Source organism: uncultured Mediterranea sp., from assembly GCF_902493215.1.
Classification (GTDB): domain Bacteria; phylum Bacteroidota; class Bacteroidia; order Bacteroidales; family Bacteroidaceae; genus Bacteroides.
The window spans coordinates 41731-61907 of record NZ_CABUOL010000010.1 but is presented as its reverse complement, the minus strand read 5'-3'; the positions used below and the strand labels follow the sequence as shown (position 1 = coordinate 61907).

Sequence of the window (20177 nt, the reverse complement as noted above, 5' to 3'; positions counted from 1 at the left end):
CTTTATTATATTACGTTGTTCAGTCTAAGTTTATCTCATCAGGCTTCGGTTCTCCAGGTAACTCTGCAGGATGATGGTGGCACTGATTTCATCGACCAGCGCCTTGTTCTGCCTGTCTTTCTTCTTCAGACCGGCCTCAAGCATGGTACGATGGGCCAGGACGGATGTAAACCGTTCGTCTACGTACTCCACCGGCATGTCAGGCAACTTCCTCTGCAAGGAGCGGACAAACGGCTCTATACGTTTCATGTTCTCCGAAGCCTCGTTGTTCATCTGTTTGGGAAGCCCCACCAGAATACGTTCGACTGGTTCTTTGGACACATAGTCAAGGATAAAGGCCAGCAACTCGTGTGTAGGCACCGTCGTCAGCCCGTTCGCTATCAGTTGCAGGGTATCGGTCACAGCAATCCCCGTGCGCTTCTTTCCATAATCTATAGCCAATAGTCTTCCCATATTCGGGCACAAAAATACAACTTTAATTGTTTCTGCCAAACAATCAGTAGATGAGTTTCACATTATCTATCCAAAGCGAATTGCCGGGCGAACCGATATAGGCACCTCCGTGGCTGGAGGTAAACTGAAGTACCATGTGGGTAGGTACGTCGTCTTCCGTTCCCCATGCCACCTCATGGATAGGTACGCTTTCACCCTTGCTGTTCATGGCATAACGCTCCTCTACCTGCAGGCGCATCATGTGGGCCTTGTAGTTGGGGTTACCCGTAATGTCGCCATACATGATGTCGTACGTAGCATTGTTTTTCCAATCAGGAGTAGTGGCATAATAACGCACCACCATCGTACCTACACGCTTGGCATAGATGTTGCCGTCCTTGTCTTCCCAACGCTTCTGCAACAACAGGATGGCGGCAGGGAAGTCTTTTCCATCAACATCGGTTATGCGACTGAAGCCTGTTGCACGGATACGTTTCTCGCGGTCGGACATCTTGACCTTGTAGTCGAACTGGATAGCTACCGGCTTCTTGGTGAAAGGGATGCCCGAGTTCAACATTTTCTGCGGGTTTTGCGTCCCTTTGATAGGTTCGTGCACGTCGCCCAAGAATACTGAACCTGCCGCAAGCACCGTGATGTTCACCAAACCGAAGACCTTGACACTCTCCATACGCGTATCAAGACGGGCACAGTAGCCGTCGCCTCTCTTCTCAGGAAATACAGAAGTGTTGGTTTTGGTGATACCTGCCACCTTGGCCATGACATTGGAAGTGGCCCAAGGGGAACCTCCCATATTGGTGTAGGGTTCGTCGCCTACGATGGTCTTTGTGGGGCCGATGGCATAGACATGCTTGGTAGCTCCACCGATAATACCTGATTCCTTAATCTGACGGTCCACCCACTGGTCCATATCCCCAAAAGCGATAGGCTCGGCATGAGGCTGGGCCATAGCCACCCCACTCCACAACGAGGCAATGGCAATCGCCATATATAATACAAATTTTCTACACATCATCTTTTTACCTTTTTCCTATTTATAACTCATATTTCCACTGCTCCAATGCAAAGCCCCAGTTCTCCTGAACCAAGTGCACCGTGCGGTCATCATACTTGTACTTGTTCTTCTTGTATCCCTTCTTGCCTCCCACATATTTCTCGATGTCGGCGCGAGCTTCCGCAAAGCCAGGGATGGACAATGCCTGATAAATATGCTCCGTCATACCCATAGCGTCGGCCTCGAAGTCCTCGAACTTCACCTCAATCAGGTTGCCGGCAGGGATACAACTCTTGTCGGCCTCGTACTTGTGATACAACTTGGCGTAGATGGAAAGGATGTTCTTTTCCAGCTCTTCGTTGCTGATGTCCTGAAGCTTCAAGGGCTGGATGGTATTGGTGAAGAAGCTGCGCGTACTCTCGAACACCGTATAGGGATTGCGCATCAGGTAGATAAACTTGGCGTTGGGGAACATCTTGACCAGCTCTTTCACGCGGCCCGTGTGGGGAGGGTTCTTGCTCAAGAACTGGGTGCCGTGCGTATTCCACAAGGATATCTTGATGAGTTTCACAAAGACTTCCTCGAACACCTTCAGTTCTTCGTCCGTAATGTCTTCGAAGAGGAGGTACTTGTCGGCATACTCCTGCATGTGCTTGGGCAGGAACCAGAAGTTGTAATAGGTGTAGGGCATCATGTTGGCCAGCGCGAACTCCTCTTCCTGAGGCAGGTCAACGGCCAGCTCCATGTTGTCGGTCGGACGCTTGTCGGGCATCAGCCAACTCATGTTCTTCTTGAAGAAGGGCTGCCCCCACATCATCAGGTGTGGAAAAACGGTCTGATAGGTGGTATTGTAGCCGAAGTGCTTGTCGCACGAAAAGACGTTGTGCACAAACGTCGTACCACTCCGCCAATGTCCCAAGATGAACACAGGGTCATGCTCCAACGGCTTGTCAGCCAGCAGTTTTTCGTATTTTCTGTCCTGCAACGACACCAGCGTGGAGAGCAGGCGGCACACGGCCTTCGTCAGCCGATACTTCCCTTTGTAGGAAGCGTCGATGGTGCGGCCGGCGGTTATCTGGTTGAAGGTTTTCCAATCGGCTCCCACCAGCGTATTGATGGGGAGCTTGCTAAATTCTAATAAACCCATATCTTTTTCTCAAATATTCACTCTGTTTTTTACTTCCGATACCATGCCTTGGAGAAAGCAATGTTTTCTCCACAAGAAAACAGCCTTTTCTCCAAGGGAAAGCATCCTTTTATTTTGTGCTACTCGGAGGAGCGTTTTCCTCATTTCACCACTTTCACGCCCAACCCCTGGCGTTCGAGCTCCTTCACGGCCTTCTCTATCGCCTCGTAATGTTCGGGAGCGATGCCCAGCTTCACAAGGTCGAGCACGGGCAATTCTTCGCCCTGATGCATATCCTTGCTCTCCACGCGGTCGATAATCATGCCGACGGCGCTGGTGTTGTTGGTGATAGGGTCAATCAGGATGAACGAACCCGTCGCCTTGTTCTGCTTGTAAGGGTCGAAGAACAATTCCTTGGCCGTGGTGAATACCACGCGAGCAATCTGGTTGAGCTGCATGGGGAGTGTCTCCCGCGTCAGCTTGCCATTCTCCAAAGAGAGGTGCTCCATGGTGTTGACATCCACCTTGTACTTGATGGTGTCGATATGCGTACGGCTCAAGTTGGTAGTTTGCTTGATGAAGAAGGACTTGTTGGCGTCCATCGGCTCCTCGTCCATCCACACGAGCATGGCCTCGAAGTTGCGGTCTTCCATCGGCAGGTTGTCGGGATGTACCAGCATCTCGCCTCTGGACACGTCAATCTCGTCTTCCAAAGTCAGCGTTACCGACTGGGGCGGGAAGGCATAATCCAACTCACCGTCGTAGGTCACGATGCTCTTGATGCGCGACTTCTTGCGTGAAGGCAATGCCATCACTTCATCGCCTTTGCGGATGACGCCCGAAGCGACCTTGCCACAGAAACCACGGAAGTCGAGGTTGGGGCGAAGTACGTATTGGACGGGGAAGCGGAAGTCGTTGAAGTTGTGGTCGTTGTCAATGTGGACGGTCTCCAGAAAGTCGAGCAGCGACGTACCTTTATACCAAGGTGTACGCTCCGACTTGGTCACCACGTTGTCGCCGTCGAGTGCAGACAAGGGGATGCAAGTCACATCGGGGATGCCCAACGGAGCGACAAATTCCTTGTAAACGGATACAATCTCGTTAAAACGCTCCTCGGAGAAATCCACCAAGTCCATCTTGTTCACGGCCAAAACGACGTGCTTGATACCCAGCAGAGATACCAGGAAGGTGTGTCTACGCGTCTGGGTGATGACACCCGTACGTGCATCCACGAGGATAATGGCCAGGTTGGCCGTCGAGCCGCCCGTAATCATGTTGCGCGTATATTGCTCGTGCCCCGGCGTGTCGGCAATGATGAACTTGCGGTTGTTGGTCGAGAAGTAGCGGTAGGCCACGTCGATGGTGATACCCTGCTCGCGTTCGGCTTTCAATCCGTCCAGCAGAAGGGCGTAGTCGATGTGATCGCCGGCGTTACCCATACGCTTGCTGTCGCGCTCCAAGGCGTCCAGCTGGTCTTCATACAATTTCTTGCTATCGAACAACAGGCGTCCTATCAGGGTGGACTTACCGTCGTCCACCGACCCTGCCGTCAGAAAGCGAAGCAAGTCTTTCTGTTCATCCTTGTCCAGAAAGGCCTTTATATCCAATTTATTGTTGTCCATTGTCTTCAAAATCCTTAATCGTTCGTTTAAAAATATCCTTCACGCTTCTTCTGCTCCATGCTGGCTTCCTGGTCGAAATCGATGACACGCGTGGTGCGTTCGCTCTTGGTAGTGGTCATCATCTCCTCCACAATCTTTTCGATGGTGTCGGCTTCGCTCTCCACGGCGCCTGTCAACGGCCAGCAGCCCAAGGTGCGGAAACGCACCATACGCATCTGTATCTTGTCGCGGTACTGCTCGGGCAGGCGGTCGTCATCGGCCATAATCAGATTGCCGTCTATCTCCACGCAAGGTCTTTCCTTGGCAAAGTAGAGCGGCACGATGGGGATATTCTCCAGGCGGATGTATTGCCAGATGTCCAGTTCCGTCCAGTTACTCAAAGGGAATACGCGGATGCTCTCGCCCTTGTGGACACGTGCGTTGTAGATGTCCCACAACTCAGGACGCTGGTTCTTGGGGTCCCATTGGTGGAAACGGTCGCGGAAAGAGAAGATACGTTCCTTGGCACGCGACTTTTCCTCGTCACGACGGGCGCCACCGAAGGCGGCATCGAACTTATACTTGTCGAGTGCGTGGAGCAGAGCCTGTGTCTTCATCAGGTCGGTATGCACCTTGCTGCCATGCGTAAAGGGGCCTACCCCCGCCTTGAAGGCTTCCATATTGCTCTCTACAATCAGGTTCCATCCGTATTTCTTGGCATATTCGTCGCGGAACTGAATCATTTCCTTAAACTTCCACTTGGAGTCGATGTGCATCAAGGGGAAGGGCACCTTGCCCGGATAGAAGGCCTTTTCGGCCAGACGCACCATCACGGACGAGTCCTTGCCGATGCTATAGAGCATCACAGGATTCTCGAACTCGGCCGCCACCTCACGAATGATATGAATGGACTCGGCTTCGAGTTCCTTCAAATGACTAAGTTTGTACTCTTCTTTCATCTTTCTATCTTATTTCTTCTGAATTCTGGGTAATATGAGTTCTAACAGTTTGTGAACGGATTCTTCCAAGGAAAGCACCGACGTGTCGAGCGTCAACGCAGGATGTTCAGGCGCTTCGAAAGGAGCGGAAATACCCGTAAAGTTCTTGATTTCGCCCCGACGCGCCTTGGCATAAAGGCCTTTCACGTCGCGACGTTCGCATTCCTCAATGGGAGTGCTGACATATACTTCCACAAAATCGTCCCTGCCGATGATATCGGCCGCCATCTCGCGGATGTCGTTGCTGGGGCTGATGAAGGCGGCAATGGTGATAATGCCTGTATCAACAAAGAGTTTGGACACTTCGGCTATGCGACGGATATTCTCCACACGGTCGGCTTCGGAAAAACCCAAGTTGTTATTGATGCCGCTACGGATGTTGTCTCCGTCCAAGATGCGGCACAGAAGTCCACGCTGATGCAGCTCGCGCTCCAAAGCGATGGCAATGGTACTCTTGCCCGAACCGCTCAGCCCTGTGAACCACACCATCAGGCTGTGTTGCCCCAACAAGGCTTCCTTGTCGCTTCGCGTCATCATTCGGTCAAATATCGGATATATGTTGTTATTTTCCATTCTTCTTATTCTTATATATTATACATTTAAAAAGGCCAGATTACAGGTATCAGAAAGACAGATATCAGGAAGGTAATGATGTTCAACGGCAGCCCGATACGAACAAAATCCGTGAACTTATAGTTACCGATACCTTGCACAATCAAGTTTGTCTGATAGCCGATGGGGGTAGAGAAACTGGCGGAAGCCGCCATACAAATCACCACAAAGAACGGCACAGGACTTACACCCAACTGTGTAGAAATGGAGAGCGCCAAGGGGAAAGCCAAAGCCGCCGCCGCGTTGTTCGTGATAAGTTCCGTGAACAGATTGGTAATGATAAACACGGCCGCCAGCAAGACATGAGGTCCGTAATGGTCGCTCAAGCCAATGATGTATTTGGCTACCATATCGGCCACACCCGAATTGACCATCGCCTTGCTGATAGCGAAGGCGCAGGCAATGGTAATAAGTACATCCCAAGAGATGTATTTGGTATATTTCCGCGCAGGGAAAATCTTCGTCCACGCCATGATGATGGTTGTTATCGAAACGAAGAAGAACATATCCAGCTGCATATTGGGGACAGCTTCCTTCACGAAAGGAAGTTCTCCGATGGTGGCGCCGGCAATCATCAACACCAGCAAGGCCAAAGCCAGCCAACGTTTACCTCGTCCGGGCACAGGCTCATTATCCTTGCCATTGGCCAGCATGACAAAAACTGAAGACTCGCCCCACGTCTGGATAAACGAATCGTCTGCCATCACTACCAGCGTATCGCCTTCACGCAAATAACGGTTTTCAAGATTCTCTGTGATACTTTGTCCACCCCTTTTGATTTCCTTCACTTCAGCGCCATAATGACGTTTGAAATTGAAGTCCTTCAACCGTTTGTTGATACCAGGGAAACGAGGTCCCAAAACGGCTTCCACCCGATGCAGATTCCCTTTTTCCTCCGTATCTTCCTCCACTTCCGCTGAATCCTTACGGACATCGGGCAACAATTTCGACGAAAAAATGAACAAATAAAGAATTCCTGCAATAGCTATAAAAATACCGACCTTACCCAATTCAAACATTGTAAACCCTTCATAACCGGCTTCCAATATCATGCCATGTACCACCAGATTGGTCGAAGTACCAATCAGGGTACAGATACCTCCCAAAATAGTAACGTATGACAAGGGAATAAGAAACTTCGTGGCCGGCAGCTTGACCGAATCGGCCCACCGCTTGATGATGGGAGCAAAGATTACTACTACAGGCGTATTGTTCAGAAAGGCAGAAATGAAAGAAATGGTTGGCAACATACGAAGCTGGGCCTTGAAAACCGTTGTTTTCTTCTGAGGCAGCAACTTCTTGATCAGCTGCCCCAAAGCACCCGACTGGCGGATACCCTCACTGACTAGATAAAGCAAAGCGACCGTTATCATACCTTTGTTGCTGAACCCTTCCAACATCTCTTTCGGAGTCAGAATACCAGCACACAAAAACAAGACCACGACCGAAAACAACACCATGCCCGGACGCATCTTGTCGAGTATCAAGGCGGCTACCATGCCTACCAATCCCAATAATACAAGTACAATCTCAAAAGTCATCATCCAGTCTTCATTTATGTCCGACACGCTTCGGCTCTACAATGAACCATGGATTCAGCAAGTCTTCCTTATTATAACTCAATGGTACATCCATTCCTGCCCGATAGACCTCCATACCAGCAGCACGCGCAATGGCATGTCCTGCAGCCGTGTCCCACTCCATTGTTGGGGCAAAACGCGGATAAACATCTGCTACTCCTTCGGCCACCAGGCATATCTTGATGGAACTTCCACTCGAAATCAATTCTACATTCGGATGAACGGTTTTGGCTTCTTCTACAAACCGTTCCGTCTCGGGCGTTGAGTGCGAACGCGAAGCGACAATCACATATTTATCATGTTCCGCTTCAATCGGCAAACGAACAGCCTTTGCAATCAATTCCTCCAATGAAGCGTCTCCACGCGATGTTACATCCGTCAATTTATAAGCGCCCAATCCTTCCATGGCAAAATAAAGGATATGCTTCACTGGCAAGTAAATAACGCCCATGCAGGGAATAGAATTTTGTACGAAAGCGATATTGACGGTAAATTCACCATTACGTTTGATAAACTCCTTCGTTCCGTCCAACGGGTCGACAATCCACAATTCTTGCCACGCCCTACGTTCCTCATACGATTTCGATTTACCCTCTTCACTCAAAACAGGATACGGAGTATCAGCCAACAGGCTACAAATGACTTCATGTGCCGCACGGTCAGCAATGGTCAAGGGAGAATTATCCGCTTTCTTTTCAACTTGAAAATCAGAATTCGGATCATTATAAATGGAAAGGATTTTCTCACCAGCTGCCAAAGCAGCATCGATAGCCTTCAATATGTATTTCTGCTCCATACTATTTTTAGAAAATGTGAGGCGTAAAATTAAAAACTATTTCCCTGAAAAAAGTTTTCAACTTTCGTTTTATAACTTCTTTTAAACGAAATTCACTCTTTGAGAAACGATAAAAGGCAGCGGCATCTACGCCACCACCTTTTTATTTATTTTCTCATGCAAATGCAGGCATGCCGCATCAGTTAATGCGATACAGCAGCCACGCTCCCTGAAAGTCTTTTCTGTTGGGATATTTGGCCTTGAAAGCATCACGTGCACTGGCAGCAGAAGCTCTGTCATGATAGGTACTTACAATTACACGATACATGGCAATTTCTGCATTGAAGGCTACCGTTGCATTATATCCTTCCTTATCAAGGAAATTCTTCAAGTTTTCTGCATTTGCTTTTACAGAAAAACTACCGGCTACTACATTATAGTCTTTCAAATCAGAACCAGATACAACCGAAACCTTCTCTTCACGTACACCAGCCTGTGCACTTTCCACTACCTTCGGAGCTTCTACCGGTGCACTTACCACAGGAGCAGCTTCTTCAACCACAGTTGCTTCCTGCGTTGTTTCAGCCAATTCCTGCTTCTTTGCATTTTCATACGCTTTTTTATAAGCACTTTCACTTGACTTACAAGACGAGAATGCCAGTGCCACGCAAACACCCACTCCCAATACTGCAAATTTTTTCATTTTCATATCGTTTTTAAAGTTTATAATTGTCAATCAATAACTACGAAAAACATAAATTGTATCATGATAGTTCAATCTGATTCTATCAGAATTCAACTCCTCAACCTTAAAAGTCCGGGCATCATTCTCCCATCCGAACCATTTTTGATAAGTATAGTCGTCCACTTCAGGTTGCCACAGATGGATGGTAATTTCATCATTTTCCTCCTCATAATATCCATACATCGAACGGTATCCACCATCGGTACCCATATAATAAGTAAGGAACGAACCTTTCTGAAATCCATAAAATACACTGTCCACCTTAGTAGTAGTCCCATCCGGATACTGATACTCACGCAACTGCCACTTCCCTACCCAAGGAGAATCCCCTCCATTCATACAGGAAATGCAGCAAAACAAGACTATACAAAGCGACAAAATATTTATACTTTTCTTCAGTCCTTTCATACGTTTCTCTATAATTAGCGACAAAAGTACACCTAACCAATTATCCGACGCCATCCATAGCCGTTAAATATATTTAAAACACAGAAGATACCTCCGAAAAGAACAATATTTCCAACTAAAAAAGAAGTGAAAATAAAAGTATATTTGTAGTTTTGCAGATAAACCATAAAAATATAGATATTATGAAAGGATTAAATGTTTTGGCCGCCTTTTTAGGCGGAGCCGCCATCGGCGCCACTTTAGGTATTCTGTTTGCTCCCGAAAAAGGAGAAGACACTCGTGCTAAAATAGCAGATATTCTGCGTAAAAAGGGTATCCGTCTGAACAGAAACGAAATGGAAGATCTGGTAGACGAAATTGCAGCAGAAATCAAAAACGAACCTGCTGAATAAGTAAGAATGTAAAAATCAAATAAAACAGAGCTACAATGTTTGCCAATGACCAAAGTATAGAAACAATTCAGCAGCTGTTTGTTGAAGTCAAGAAATATATAAGTCTTCAAAAACGGTATACCCAACTGGAAATAGCAGAAAAACTGACTATTCTTTTATCTACCCTCATACTGGTGCTGATAGTCATTATCTTAAGCATGGTGGCTCTGTTTTATTTATCCTTTACGATAGCTTATTGGCTTGCGCCTGTACTGGGAAGTGTCGTTGCCAGTTTTGCCTTGATTACGGCTTTTATCATATTATTGGCCATCCTAATCATTACCTTCCGCCAAAAATTCATCATCAACCCCATGGCCAAATTTATCGCAAGCCTATTTATTCAGGAATCTAATAATAAAGAAGAAAACCATGAATCCTAAAAACGACCTCCCCGTCACTTTGGACGAAATCCGTGCCTTGAAAGAGAAAGCACTACAGGATGTCAGACAACAAAAAAAAGTCGTGAATGCCACTACACGAAAGTTGTTCGCTCCGCTTGCGCCTGCCGCCAACAAAGACAATGTCATCATGAGAGCTTTTCACACAGGCATGGCTGCCTTCGACGGAGTCATGATTGGCATACGCCTCATCAAGAAGTTCCAAAAAGCATTCAGAAGATAGGTTTCAACAAAAACAGACGCCACATAAAAATCATGCAGCGCCTGTCACCATTTATTTATTGAAATACAAAAACATCAGACATAAGCTTCCAGTAGCTTCACTTTTCCGTCAGGTATAATATTGACGGATTGCGTAACAGCAGGGAAAAGTACCGTCTCACCCGCACATACAGTAATTTCATTCTGCATGTCGTCCGTCATACGACAGGAACCTTCGATACAGACAAAAATCACAAAAGAATCGAGTTCCGAATAATCGCATGTAATTTCCTCCGTCATGTCATACAAGGACACAGAAAAATAAGGAGTCGTCAGAATCTCTACTGGTTCATTAGGAGTAGCTTCATATTCCGTTCTGAAATCATCTTGTACATCGGCAAAATTAATCGCATCCAGTGCCTGGCTGACATGCAACTCGCGAAGTTTACCATCTTTATCTTTTCTGTTGTAGTCATAAATCCGGTAAGTAACATCCGATGATTGCTGCACCTCTACTACAAAAGCGCCGGCGCCAATACCATGAACGCGACCAGCAGGTACATAGAACACATCACCTGGTTGGATGGCACACGTCTGAAGCACTTCATCGAAAGTGCCATTATGTACGCGTTCCTTATATTCTTTTGGAGTAATCTGCCGTGAAAAGCCAGATATCAACGTAGCACCTTCATCGGCAGAAACCACATACCACATTTCATTCTTGCCAAAACTGTTATGCCTCTTCTTGGCCAGTTCATCACCTGGATGAACTTGGATGGACAATTTCTGGCGGGCATCGATAAACTTGACCAACAAAGGGAATTTATTCCCGAAACGGGCATAGTTAGCTTCACCAACCAATTCCTCACGATATCGGCGTACCATTTCAGGAAGAGTAAGCCCTTTATCGGAACCATTGGCCACAACCGATTCGCTGCCTTCTACCGCAGATACCTCCCAACTTTCACCGACGTTGGGTAAAGTTTCATTCAAATGTTTGAAAGGAATAATCTTGTCGCCTCCCCAAAGCGTCTGCTTCAGGACAGGCTCAAATTTCAAAGGATACATTTAATAATTTGTTATGTTAAAAAATAGTTTTTCATATAGTATACTCTATAAAAGCGCTATTTCCACCTCATCGAGCACGGGCACATTCTCCCTACTTCATGCACAAAGCTGCGGTTAAGCAATTTTATGGCGACAAACATACAAAAATTATTTGTGATTGCTTGGGAGAACAAAAGAAATTCTGTTTATTTGCAAGAAATTTAATGAATACCATGGATATGACAACGTCTAATATTTACGAAAGTAACCTTTCAGGACTGGAAAGGAAAAACTTTCAAAAAGAAGTGAACAACAAAAAAACAGACCTGTTTTTCCTGAAAAACAAGCAGGGTATGGAAGTGGCAGTAACCAATTATGGATGTGCCATCCTTTCGATTATGGTACCGGACAAAGAAGGTAAATATGCCAATGTCATATTAGGACATGACAGTATCGACCATGTCATAAACAGTCCGGAGCCATTCCTCAGTACAACAATCGGCCGTTATGGTAACCGAATAGCCAAAGGACACTTTACATTGTACGGTGAAGAGCATCAGCTCACCATCAACAATGGCCCCAATTCACTCCACGGCGGTCCTACAGGATTCCACGCCAGAGTATGGGATGCAGTACAACCCAATCCGGCAACCATCATCTTCAACTACACTTCTGCTGATGGCGAAGAAGGTTTTCCTGGAAAATTGGAAGTAGAAATGACCTATCGCCTTGAAGAAGAAATCAACGCATTGGTTATCGAATACCGTGCAACAACCGATAAGGCTACGGTTGTCAATCTGACAAATCATGGTTTCTTCAATCTGGCCGGCATTGCCAACCCTACTCCTACTGTTCTTGATCAAACAATTACCATCAACGCAGACTTCTATGTTCCTATCGATGAAGTTTCCATTCCTACAGGAGAAATATTAAAGGTTGAAGGAACTCCTATGGATTTCCGTACCCCTCACACCATCGGCGAACGAATTGACGAACCATTCCAGCAGTTGGTTCACGGAGCAGGTTATGACCATTGTTATGTACTGAACAAAACTGAAGCCGGCGAACTGAGCTTAGCAGCAACCTGCAGTGATCCGGCCAGCGGACGTCTTATGGAAGTTTATACAACCGAAAATGGCGTTCAGCTCTATACAGGTAACTGGCTCAACGGCTTTACAGGAGCACATGGAGCAACATTCCCTGCCAGAAGTGCAGTATGTTTCGAAGCTCAATGTTTCCCTGACACACCCAACAAAACACATTTCCCATCAGCCATCCTGCTTCCTGGTGATGAATACCAACAGGTGACAATTTACAAATTCGGAATTGCAGAATAAATTAATCAACCTCTTTATAAACACTAAAAACTAAAAAAATGACACAACAACAAAAGAACGGTAACATTATTGCCATCATTACTATGATTTTCCTTTTTGGTATGATTGCATTTGTTACGAATCTCGCAGCCCCGATGGGGATTGTATTAAAGAATCAATTTTCCGTATCCAATGCTTTAGGTATGTTGGGTAACTTAGGAAACTTCATTGCCTACGCAGTAATGGGTATCCCCAGCGGTATTCTTTTAACCAGAGTCGGTTACAAGAAAACAGCTCTCATTGCAGTTGCTATCGGATTTGTCGGCGTAGGAGTACAATATCTTTCCGGCCATGCCAGTCCATCATCAGCATTTGCCGTTTACTTGTGCGGAGCTTTCATTTCAGGTTTTTCCATGTGTTTGCTCAATACGGTAGTAAACCCGATGTTGAACAAGTTGGGTGGTGAAGGTAACAAGGGTAACCAGCTCATCCAAGTTGGTGGTTCGTTCAACTCTGTCATGGCAACCATCACCCCGATGTTTGTAGGTATTCTCATTGCCGGTTCAGTAGAAAAAGCTACCATTTCACAGATCTTCCCTGTAATGTATACCGCAATGGCCGTATTTGCTTTTGCATTCTTTGTACTCTTGTTCGTCAACATCCCTGAACCCAGCCAAACTAAATCGACTGAATCTATCGGTACCTTAATGAAAGGTGCACTGAAGTTTCGTCACTTTGTATTGGGAGCCATCGCCATTTTTGTATACGTAGGTGTTGAAGTTGGTGTACCGGGTACATTGAACCTGTTCCTCACCGACCCTGTTGAGAAAGGTGGTGCAGGTATTTCATCCACCATCTCTGGATTTGTTGTAGGAACATATTGGTTACTGATGTTGGTAGGTCGTCTGGCCGGAGCATCGTTGGGTGCCAAGATTTCAAGTCGTGTCATGATGATTTTCACTTCAGGCTTGGGATTGATTTTAGTATTGTTGGCTATCTTCTCTTCCACAGAAACTTTGGTAAACCTGCCCGTATTGCAGCAGGGTGAAACAGGAGGTCTTTCATTTGGTATGGCCGAAGTGCCTGTCAACGCCATGTATCTGGTACTGGTAGGTCTGTGTACCTCCATCATGTGGGGCGGTATCTTCAATTTGGCAGTCGAAGGTTTAGGCAAATATCTGGCAGCAGCTTCTGGCTTGTTCATGGTATTGGTATGCGGTGGCGGTATCCTGCCCGTTATCCAGGGATGGCTGGCCGACGTTGCCGGATTTATGAACAGCTATTGGGTTATCATCATAGCTTTAGCCTATCTGCTTTATTACGGCCTTATCGGTTGCAAGAATGTCAACAAGGACATTCCTGTAGATTAAATAAAGAAGACTTTAATACAAAAGAAATAACAGGTAATTTTTATTATTCACCTAATAAATTATAAGTATCATGGATATAGAACACGTAAGAAGTCGTTTCATCAAACATTTTGACGGAACAACAGGAGCTGTATATGCATCTCCGGGTCGTATCAACCTCATTGGTGAACATACCGACTATAATGGTGGATTTGTATTTCCCGGAGCTATCGACAAGGGAATGATTGCTGAAATCAAGCCCAATGGAACCAACATAGTAAAAGCTTACTCCATTGACCTGAAGGATTATGTGGAATTTGGCTTGAATGAAGAAGACGCTCCGCGCGCCAGCTGGGCCCGTTACATTTTCGGTGTATGTCGCGAAATGATCAAACGTGGTGTAGAAGTCAAGGGATTCAATACTGCTTTTGCAGGTGATGTACCTCTCGGCGCCGGCATGTCATCTTCTGCAGCATTAGAGAGTACGTATGCATATGCGCTGAACGACCTCTTCGGTGACAATAAGATTGATAAATTCGAACTTGCCAAGGTAGGACAAGCTACGGAACACAATTATTGCGGTGTCAACTGTGGTATCATGGACCAGTTCGCGTCTGTATTTGGCAAGAAAGGAAGCCTTATCCGCCTGGACTGCCGTTCCTTGGAATACCAGTACTTCCCCTTCGATCCGAAAGGATATCGCCTCGTATTGGTTGATTCGGTAGTAAAACACGAATTGGCTTCATCGGCCTACAACAAGCGTCGCCAGAGCTGTGAAGCTGTCGTTGCAGCCATTCAAAAGAATCATCCTCATGTAGAATTCCTTCGCGATTGTACCATGGAAATGCTTGAAGCTGTAAAGGCCGACGTTTCAGAAGAAGACTACAAACGCGCAGAATATGTCATCGAAGAAATCCAACGCGTACTCGACGTTTGCGATGCTCTCGAAAAAGGTGATTATGAAACCGTCGGACAGAAGATGTACGAGACCCACCATGGCATGAGCAAACTCTACGAAGTAAGCTGTGAGGAACTGGACTTCCTAAACGATCTAGCCTTCGATTGTGGTGTAACAGGATCACGAGTAATGGGTGGCGGTTTCGGTGGATGTACCATCAATCTGGTTAAAGATGAACTATACAGCACTTTTGTAGAAAAGGCAAAAGAAGAATTCAAGAACAAGTTCGGTAGAAGCCCGAAGATTTACGATGTAGTCATCGGAGACGGCGCTCGCCGACTGGAATAAGAGTTCCGGATTTCATCTGTATACAAAACCCAATCCCCTTCTCCAGACTTTACTGGAGAAGGGGATTTTTTCATATTTATCCCTCATACAGTAAAAAAGACAGGCAATCACGATGGATATTCACGCATAAAAGCCTATCTTTGTCCTATGAATAGAGCTAATCCTTTAAACTGTTAAAACATGAACGATAACAAGCTAATGAACCGCGCGGCAGACAATATCCGCATTCTTGCCGCCTCCATGGTAGAGAAAGCCAAGTCGGGACACCCCGGCGGCGCAATGGGCGGTGCCGACTTTGTAAACGTATTGTTTTCTGAATTTCTGATATACGATCCCGAAAGACCCGCATGGGAAGGTCGTGACCGTTTCTTTCTTGACCCAGGTCACATGTCTCCCATGCTCTATGCGCAATTAGCCCTGACAGGTAAGTTCACAATCGACGAACTGAAAGAATTCCGCCAATGGGGAAGCCCCACACCCGGACATCCTGAACGCGACATTATGCGTGGTATCGAAAACACTTCAGGTCCTCTGGGGCAAGGACATACTTTTGCGGTAGGTGCCGCAATCGCAGCCAAATTCCTGAAAGCACGCTTCGGAGAAGTCATGAACCAAACCATCTATGCTTTTATTTCCGATGGTGGCGTACAGGAAGAAATCTCACAAGGCAGCGGCCGCATTGCCGGCACCTTGGGACTTGACAATCTGATCATGTTCTACGATGCCAATGATATACAGCTTTCAACTGAAACCAAAGAGGTTACAACCGAAGATACAGCCAAGAAATATGAAGCGTGGGGATGGAAGGTCATCACCATCGACGGCAACAACCCTGACGAAATCCGCAAGGCACTGGTTGAAGCAAAAGCTGAAGACGAACGCCCCACCCTCATTATCGGACACACAGTAATGGGTAAAGGAGCACGCAGAGCAGACGGAAGCAGCTATGAATCCTGCTGCGCCACCCATGGCGCTCCTCTCGGCGGCGATGCCTACATCAATACTATAAAGAATCTGAATGGTGATCCTGAAAATCCGTTCGTCATTTTCCCTGAAGTAGCCGAACTCTATGCCCGTCGCGCCGAAGAACTGCGTAAGATTGTAGCCGAACGCTATGCAGCCAAGGCTCAGTGGGCCAAGGAAAATCCCGAACTGGCAGCCAAACTCGAAGATTTCTTCTCCGGGAAGATTCCCCCGATTGACTGGAACAGTATCACGCAAAAGCCGGATGTCGCTACACGTGCCGCATCGGCCATTGTATTGGGACTGCTGGCTACAAAGGTAGAAAACATGGTTGTCTCATCTGCCGATCTTTCCAACTCCGATAAAACAGACGGCTTCCTCAAAAAGACACATGCCTTCCAGAAAGGTGACTTCAGCGGAGCCTTCCTTCAAGCCGGTGTTTCCGAACTTACCATGGCATGCTGCTGCATCGGCATGGCACTGCATGGCGGTGTCATCCCTGCCTGCGGTACATTCTTCGTATTCTCCGACTATATGAAACCTGCCATCCGCATGGCTGCTCTGATGGAAGTGCCTATCAAATTCATCTGGAGCCACGATGCATTCCGTGTAGGTGAAGACGGACCGACTCACGAACCCGTAGAGCAAGAAGCCCAAATCCGTCTGATGGAAAAACTGAAGAACCATAAAGGACACAATTCCATGCTGGTACTCCGCCCTGCCGATGTCGAAGAGACAACCGAAGCTTGGCGTCTGGCAATGGAAAATACAGCCACTCCTACGGCTCTCATCCTTTCCAGACAAAACATTACCAACCTGCCTGCCGGCAACGACTATACACAAACCGCCCGTGGTGCCTATATTGTGACCGGCTCCGACGAGAATCCCGATGTTGTGTTGGTAGCATCCGGTTCCGAAGTTTCAACATTGGTTGCCGGAGCTGCACTGCTCCGGAAAGATGGTATCCGTGTACGTATTGTATCGGCCCCATCCGAAGGACTTTTCCGCAGCCAGCCCAAGGATTATCAGGAGAGTATCATTCCTACCGGAGCCAAGGTGTTCGGTCTCACGGCAGGACTTCCCGTCACACTTGAAGGACTCGTAGGAGCTCATGGCAAAGTATGGGGCCTTCCGTCATTCGGTTATTCGGCACCATACAAAGTTCTGGACGAAAAGCTGGGCTTCACCGCCGAAAACGTTTACAAACAAGTTAAAGAAATGATTTGAACGACATGAAAACAATAGGTTTAGCATCCGACCACGCAGGCTTCGAACTGAAGCAATACGTGAAGCAATGGCTTGACGCCCGCGGCTGGTCCTACAAAGACTTCGGTACCTACACCGCCGAAAGCTGTGATTATCCTGACTTCGCCCATCCGTTGGCACGGGCCGTTGAAGCAGGTGAGTGTTATCCGGGCATTGCCATCTGTGGCAGTGGTGAAGGAATAGGAATGACACTGAACAAGCACCAGGGGATACGTGCCGCCTTGTGCTGGATACCGGAGATAGCCCACCTGTCCCGCCAGCACAACGATGCCAACGTACTCGTCATGCCCGGCCGTTTCATCACTCCCGAAGAAGCCGACCGCATCATGACCGAGTTCTTCGCCACTCCCTTCGAAGGCGGACGACACCAGAAGCGGATAGACAAGATTCCTGTCAGAGAATAGGAATCGGCTCAACCCCATAACCCAAAGTGCGGGTGACTGTGTGACATCTTTGTCGATACGGTCACCCGCATTATTTTTCTGATGTGTACAAAGCCACTGGCATACCGCAATCCGACAAGGGGGGGGGGACACATTGGCCAAAGCACTGCAAAAGCTTTGCAGAAACACTGCAAAGTACTTGCAGAAACACTGCAAACGTTTTGCAGAGAAACTGCAAACGCTTTGCAGAGAAGTTGCAGACAAGATGCAGCAACATTACAGACCGCCTGAACTATAAATACCGCCCTACACATCACACAATTGTATCATCCTCCCTACCCCTCAAAAAATCACTTACAAAGCATCCGACCCTCACCTTGCTTGAGAAGAACCGCAGCATTTTCTTATTTTTCACACATAAGATGACCATTGTCCAAGATAAAAAGCTATCTTTGTAAGCCGAACCAAGGAATTGAAAAATGGAAAAGCTGGATCTCGTCAAAGAATACATCAGCCAAGGAAAAGTGGAAGAGGCCTGCCAGGAACTGGACGTCTTCCTTCAGACTTCTGAAACGAATCTCGATGAAGCCTATTACCTCTATGGCAACGCACGACGAAAACAAGGGAACTGGCAGCAGGCACTCAACAACTATCGCCGCGCCATGGACATCAATCCGGACAGCCCTGCCCGACACGCCTACGCGATGGTAATGGACATACTCAACTTCTATAACAAGGACATGTATAATCAATAACTATAAGGAATGTAAATTATGGCAAAAATCAAAGGAGCAATTGTAGTGGACACCGAGCGTTGCAAAGGGTGCAACTTGTGTGTCGTGGCTTGTCCCCTCCACGTGATAGCCCTCACCAAGGAGGTGAACATCAAAGGATATAATTATGCACACCAGATACTGGAGGATACTTGCAACGGCTGTACGTCGTGCGCTACGGTCTGCCCCGACGGATGTATCTCGGTTTATAAAGTTAAAGTCGAATAAAAACAATAGAGCAATATGGCAGAAGAAGTAGTTTTAATGAAAGGGAACGAAGCCATCGCCCACGCCGCCATCCGCTGCGGTGTCGACGGATACTTCGGCTACCCGATTACTCCCCAATCGGAAGTACTGGAAACTCTGGCCGAACTGAAGCCTTGGGAAACTACCGGCATGGTAGTGCTGCAGGCCGAAAGTGAAGTGGCCGCTATCAATATGGTGTACGGCGGTGCCGGAAGTGGAAAGATGGTAATGACTTCATCATCCAGCCCCGGCGTCAGCCTGAAACAGGAAGGCATCTCTTATCTGGCAGGTGCCGAATTGCCCTGCCTCATCGTAAACGTTATGCGCGGAGGTCCCGGCTTGGGTACCATCCAGCCCAGCCAGGCCGACTATTTCCAAACCGTGAAAGGTGGCGGACACGGTGACTACCGCCTCATCGCACTGGCTCCAGCATCGGTACAGGAAATGGCCGACTTCGTAGGACTGGCCTTCGAACTGGCTTTCAAATACCGCAATCCGGCCATCATCCTGGCCGACGGCGTCATCGGACAGATGATGGAGAAAGTGGTGCTGCCGCCTGCCAAACCACGCCGCACAGAAGCCGAAGTCATTGCCCAATGTCCTTGGGCAAGTACGGGCAAGACCAAGGACCGCAAGCCCAACATCATCACTTCGCTCGAACTGAAACCCGAAGAAATGGAAAAGAACAACCTCCGTTTCCAGGCCAAGTACCGCCAGATAGAGGAGAACGAAGTCCGTTTCGAAGAAATTAACTGCGAAGATGCCGACTACCTGATTGTAGCCTTCGGCTCCATGGCACGCATCGGACAGAAAGCCATGGAACTGGCCCGCGAAGAAGGTTTCAAAGTGGGTATTCTGCGCCCCATTACCCTCTGGCCCTTCCCCACAAAGGCCATTGCCGCCTATGCCGACAAGGTAAAAGGCATGCTGGTTACCGAACTGAATGCCGGACAGATGATTGAAGATGTCCGCCTGGCCGTCAACGGAAAGGTACGTGTCGAGCACTTCGGCCGTCTAGGAGGTATCGTCCCCGATCCGGACGAAATCGTTGCAGCCCTGAAGGAAAAGATAATCGTCAAAGAATAACACATTCGACTGATGGAAACGGATAAAATAAGAAGCGTACTGAACATCATCTTTCTCATACTGGCTGTAGCCGCCGTCATCACTTATTTCGTGTCCGACGACTTCATGGATTTCGTCTATGTATGTGCGGCAGCCATTTTCTTCAAGGTGATGGAATTCTTCGTACGATTTAACAGATAAGGA

The 20177-nt window shown here is 47.5% G+C and carries 23 protein-coding genes; 12 read left to right on the top strand and 11 right to left on the bottom strand.

The features are described from left to right. Nucleotides 1-30 precede the first annotated feature (30 nt). From ruvX to RDO88_RS07905, 10 genes are all read right to left on the bottom strand, one after another. Nucleotides 31-453: a Holliday junction resolvase RuvX gene (gene ruvX / locus RDO88_RS07950; protein WP_307758863.1), complete on the bottom strand. Its 423-nt coding sequence runs from the start codon at nt 451-453 to the stop codon at nt 31-33. Between the two features lie 43 nt (nt 454-496). Continuing rightward, entirely contained in the window at nt 497-1462 is a 966-nt protein-coding gene (locus RDO88_RS07945; RefSeq protein WP_374043926.1) for a PCMD domain-containing protein, read from the bottom strand. Between the two features lie 22 nt (nt 1463-1484). After that, nucleotides 1485-2591, bottom strand: coding sequence for a sulfotransferase (locus RDO88_RS07940; RefSeq protein ID WP_307758862.1), 1107 nt, complete (start codon nt 2589-2591; stop codon nt 1485-1487). 140 nt (nt 2592-2731) lie between these two features. Then, complete coding sequence (gene cysN, locus RDO88_RS07935; RefSeq protein ID WP_021847612.1) at nt 2732-4192, bottom strand: sulfate adenylyltransferase subunit CysN; 1461 nt, start codon at nt 4190-4192, stop codon at nt 2732-2734. Nucleotides 4193-4218: 26 nt separating this feature from the next. Next, on the bottom strand, nt 4219-5130 hold the full coding sequence (cysD, locus tag RDO88_RS07930; RefSeq protein WP_021847613.1) for a sulfate adenylyltransferase subunit CysD: 912 nt from the start codon (nt 5128-5130) through the stop codon (nt 4219-4221). A gap of 9 nt (nt 5131-5139) precedes the next feature. Next, the gene (cysC, locus tag RDO88_RS07925; protein WP_204968853.1) at nt 5140-5742 is read right to left on the bottom strand and encodes an adenylyl-sulfate kinase; all 603 of its coding nucleotides are present in this window, start codon (nt 5740-5742) and stop codon (nt 5140-5142) included. A 26-nt stretch (nt 5743-5768) separates the two neighbouring features. Next, entirely contained in the window at nt 5769-7322 is a 1554-nt protein-coding gene (locus tag RDO88_RS07920; RefSeq protein ID WP_307758895.1) for an SLC13 family permease, read from the bottom strand. Nucleotides 7323-7332: 10 nt separating this feature from the next. Next, complete coding sequence (gene cysQ / locus RDO88_RS07915) at nt 7333-8157, bottom strand: 3'(2'),5'-bisphosphate nucleotidase CysQ (protein ID WP_307758861.1); 825 nt, start codon at nt 8155-8157, stop codon at nt 7333-7335. A 178-nt stretch (nt 8158-8335) separates the two neighbouring features. After that, nucleotides 8336-8839: an SPOR domain-containing protein gene (locus tag RDO88_RS07910; RefSeq protein WP_307758894.1), complete on the bottom strand. Its 504-nt coding sequence runs from the start codon at nt 8837-8839 to the stop codon at nt 8336-8338. A 33-nt stretch (nt 8840-8872) separates the two neighbouring features. After that, on the bottom strand, nt 8873-9289 hold the full coding sequence (locus RDO88_RS07905) for a lipocalin-like domain-containing protein (protein ID WP_374043923.1): 417 nt from the start codon (nt 9287-9289) through the stop codon (nt 8873-8875). A 182-nt stretch (nt 9290-9471) separates the two neighbouring features. Here RDO88_RS07905 and RDO88_RS07900 point away from each other — a divergent pair, with 182 nt between their 5' ends. From RDO88_RS07900 to RDO88_RS07890, 3 genes are read left to right on the top strand one after another with little or no spacing between them, the layout of a single operon-like run. Beyond that, nucleotides 9472-9681: a YtxH domain-containing protein gene (locus RDO88_RS07900; RefSeq protein WP_307758859.1), complete on the top strand. Its 210-nt coding sequence runs from the start codon at nt 9472-9474 to the stop codon at nt 9679-9681. Nucleotides 9682-9716: 35 nt separating this feature from the next. Then, nucleotides 9717-10100, top strand: a complete 384-nt coding sequence (locus RDO88_RS07895; protein ID WP_307758858.1) for a phage holin family protein — start codon at nt 9717-9719, stop codon at nt 10098-10100. Continuing rightward, the gene (locus tag RDO88_RS07890) at nt 10090-10341 is read left to right on the top strand and encodes a hypothetical protein (protein WP_307758857.1); all 252 of its coding nucleotides are present in this window, start codon (nt 10090-10092) and stop codon (nt 10339-10341) included. The genes RDO88_RS07895 and RDO88_RS07890 overlap by 11 nt, the downstream gene beginning before the upstream one ends. A gap of 74 nt (nt 10342-10415) precedes the next feature. On the opposite strand, the gene RDO88_RS07885 is transcribed toward RDO88_RS07890, so the two are convergent. Further along, the gene (locus RDO88_RS07885) at nt 10416-11387 is read right to left on the bottom strand and encodes a type I phosphomannose isomerase catalytic subunit (protein WP_307758856.1); all 972 of its coding nucleotides are present in this window, start codon (nt 11385-11387) and stop codon (nt 10416-10418) included. A gap of 218 nt (nt 11388-11605) precedes the next feature. Between RDO88_RS07885 and RDO88_RS07880 the strand changes: the two genes are divergently transcribed. The 9 genes from RDO88_RS07880 (at nt 11606) to RDO88_RS07840 (ending at nt 20174) form a co-directional block, all read left to right on the top strand. Continuing rightward, complete coding sequence (locus RDO88_RS07880; RefSeq protein ID WP_374043925.1) at nt 11606-12703, top strand: aldose epimerase family protein; 1098 nt, start codon at nt 11606-11608, stop codon at nt 12701-12703. 38 nt (nt 12704-12741) lie between these two features. After that, nucleotides 12742-14052 (top strand): MFS transporter, encoded by a 1311-nt coding sequence (locus RDO88_RS07875; protein ID WP_307758855.1) that lies wholly within the window; start codon nt 12742-12744, stop codon nt 14050-14052. A gap of 70 nt (nt 14053-14122) precedes the next feature. Continuing rightward, nucleotides 14123-15277 (top strand): galactokinase, encoded by a 1155-nt coding sequence (galK, locus tag RDO88_RS07870; protein WP_307758854.1) that lies wholly within the window; start codon nt 14123-14125, stop codon nt 15275-15277. Between the two features lie 180 nt (nt 15278-15457). Further along, on the top strand, nt 15458-17467 hold the full coding sequence (locus RDO88_RS07865; RefSeq protein WP_307758853.1) for a transketolase C-terminal domain-containing protein: 2010 nt from the start codon (nt 15458-15460) through the stop codon (nt 17465-17467). A gap of 5 nt (nt 17468-17472) precedes the next feature. Beyond that, nucleotides 17473-17910, top strand: coding sequence for a ribose 5-phosphate isomerase B (gene rpiB, locus RDO88_RS07860; RefSeq protein ID WP_307758852.1), 438 nt, complete (start codon nt 17473-17475; stop codon nt 17908-17910). 458 nt (nt 17911-18368) lie between these two features. Further along, entirely contained in the window at nt 18369-18644 is a 276-nt protein-coding gene (locus tag RDO88_RS07855; protein ID WP_307758851.1) for a tetratricopeptide repeat protein, read from the top strand. A gap of 18 nt (nt 18645-18662) precedes the next feature. Beyond that, nucleotides 18663-18890, top strand: coding sequence for a 4Fe-4S binding protein (locus RDO88_RS07850; RefSeq protein WP_307758850.1), 228 nt, complete (start codon nt 18663-18665; stop codon nt 18888-18890). Between the two features lie 15 nt (nt 18891-18905). Further along, entirely contained in the window at nt 18906-19994 is a 1089-nt protein-coding gene (locus RDO88_RS07845; RefSeq protein WP_307758849.1) for a 3-methyl-2-oxobutanoate dehydrogenase subunit VorB, read from the top strand. Between the two features lie 12 nt (nt 19995-20006). After that, on the top strand, nt 20007-20174 hold the full coding sequence (locus RDO88_RS07840) for a hypothetical protein (protein ID WP_307758848.1): 168 nt from the start codon (nt 20007-20009) through the stop codon (nt 20172-20174). Nucleotides 20175-20177: the final 3 nt, after the last annotated feature.

Bases quoted from the DNA above. Each gene is read 5' to 3' on its own strand.
- ruvX (WP_307758863.1), bottom strand. From the start codon at position 453: ATGGGAAGACTATTGGCTATAGATTATGGAAAGAAGCGCACGGGGATT.
- RDO88_RS07945 (WP_374043926.1), bottom strand. From the start codon at position 1,462: ATGTGTAGAAAATTTGTATTATATATGGCGATTGCCATTGCCTCGTTG.
- RDO88_RS07940 (WP_307758862.1), bottom strand. From the start codon at position 2,591: ATGGGTTTATTAGAATTTAGCAAGCTCCCCATCAATACGCTGGTGGGA.
- cysN (WP_021847612.1), bottom strand. From the start codon at position 4,192: ATGGACAACAATAAATTGGATATAAAGGCCTTTCTGGACAAGGATGAA.
- cysD (WP_021847613.1), bottom strand. From the start codon at position 5,130: ATGAAAGAAGAGTACAAACTTAGTCATTTGAAGGAACTCGAAGCCGAG.
- cysC (WP_204968853.1), bottom strand. From the start codon at position 5,742: ATGGAAAATAACAACATATATCCGATATTTGACCGAATGATGACGCGA.
- RDO88_RS07920 (WP_307758895.1), bottom strand. From the start codon at position 7,322: ATGACTTTTGAGATTGTACTTGTATTATTGGGATTGGTAGGCATGGTA.
- cysQ (WP_307758861.1), bottom strand. From the start codon at position 8,157: ATGGAGCAGAAATACATATTGAAGGCTATCGATGCTGCTTTGGCAGCT.
- RDO88_RS07910 (WP_307758894.1), bottom strand. From the start codon at position 8,839: ATGAAAAAATTTGCAGTATTGGGAGTGGGTGTTTGCGTGGCACTGGCA.
- RDO88_RS07905 (WP_374043923.1), bottom strand. From the start codon at position 9,289: ATGAAAGGACTGAAGAAAAGTATAAATATTTTGTCGCTTTGTATAGTC.
- RDO88_RS07900 (WP_307758859.1), top strand. From the start codon at position 9,472: ATGAAAGGATTAAATGTTTTGGCCGCCTTTTTAGGCGGAGCCGCCATC.
- RDO88_RS07895 (WP_307758858.1), top strand. From the start codon at position 9,717: ATGTTTGCCAATGACCAAAGTATAGAAACAATTCAGCAGCTGTTTGTT.
- RDO88_RS07890 (WP_307758857.1), top strand. From the start codon at position 10,090: ATGAATCCTAAAAACGACCTCCCCGTCACTTTGGACGAAATCCGTGCC.
- RDO88_RS07885 (WP_307758856.1), bottom strand. From the start codon at position 11,387: ATGTATCCTTTGAAATTTGAGCCTGTCCTGAAGCAGACGCTTTGGGGA.
- RDO88_RS07880 (WP_374043925.1), top strand. From the start codon at position 11,606: ATGACAACGTCTAATATTTACGAAAGTAACCTTTCAGGACTGGAAAGG.
- RDO88_RS07875 (WP_307758855.1), top strand. From the start codon at position 12,742: ATGACACAACAACAAAAGAACGGTAACATTATTGCCATCATTACTATG.
- galK (WP_307758854.1), top strand. From the start codon at position 14,123: ATGGATATAGAACACGTAAGAAGTCGTTTCATCAAACATTTTGACGGA.
- RDO88_RS07865 (WP_307758853.1), top strand. From the start codon at position 15,458: ATGAACGATAACAAGCTAATGAACCGCGCGGCAGACAATATCCGCATT.
- rpiB (WP_307758852.1), top strand. From the start codon at position 17,473: ATGAAAACAATAGGTTTAGCATCCGACCACGCAGGCTTCGAACTGAAG.
- RDO88_RS07855 (WP_307758851.1), top strand. From the start codon at position 18,369: ATGGAAAAGCTGGATCTCGTCAAAGAATACATCAGCCAAGGAAAAGTG.
- RDO88_RS07850 (WP_307758850.1), top strand. From the start codon at position 18,663: ATGGCAAAAATCAAAGGAGCAATTGTAGTGGACACCGAGCGTTGCAAA.
- RDO88_RS07845 (WP_307758849.1), top strand. From the start codon at position 18,906: ATGGCAGAAGAAGTAGTTTTAATGAAAGGGAACGAAGCCATCGCCCAC.
- RDO88_RS07840 (WP_307758848.1), top strand. From the start codon at position 20,007: ATGGAAACGGATAAAATAAGAAGCGTACTGAACATCATCTTTCTCATA.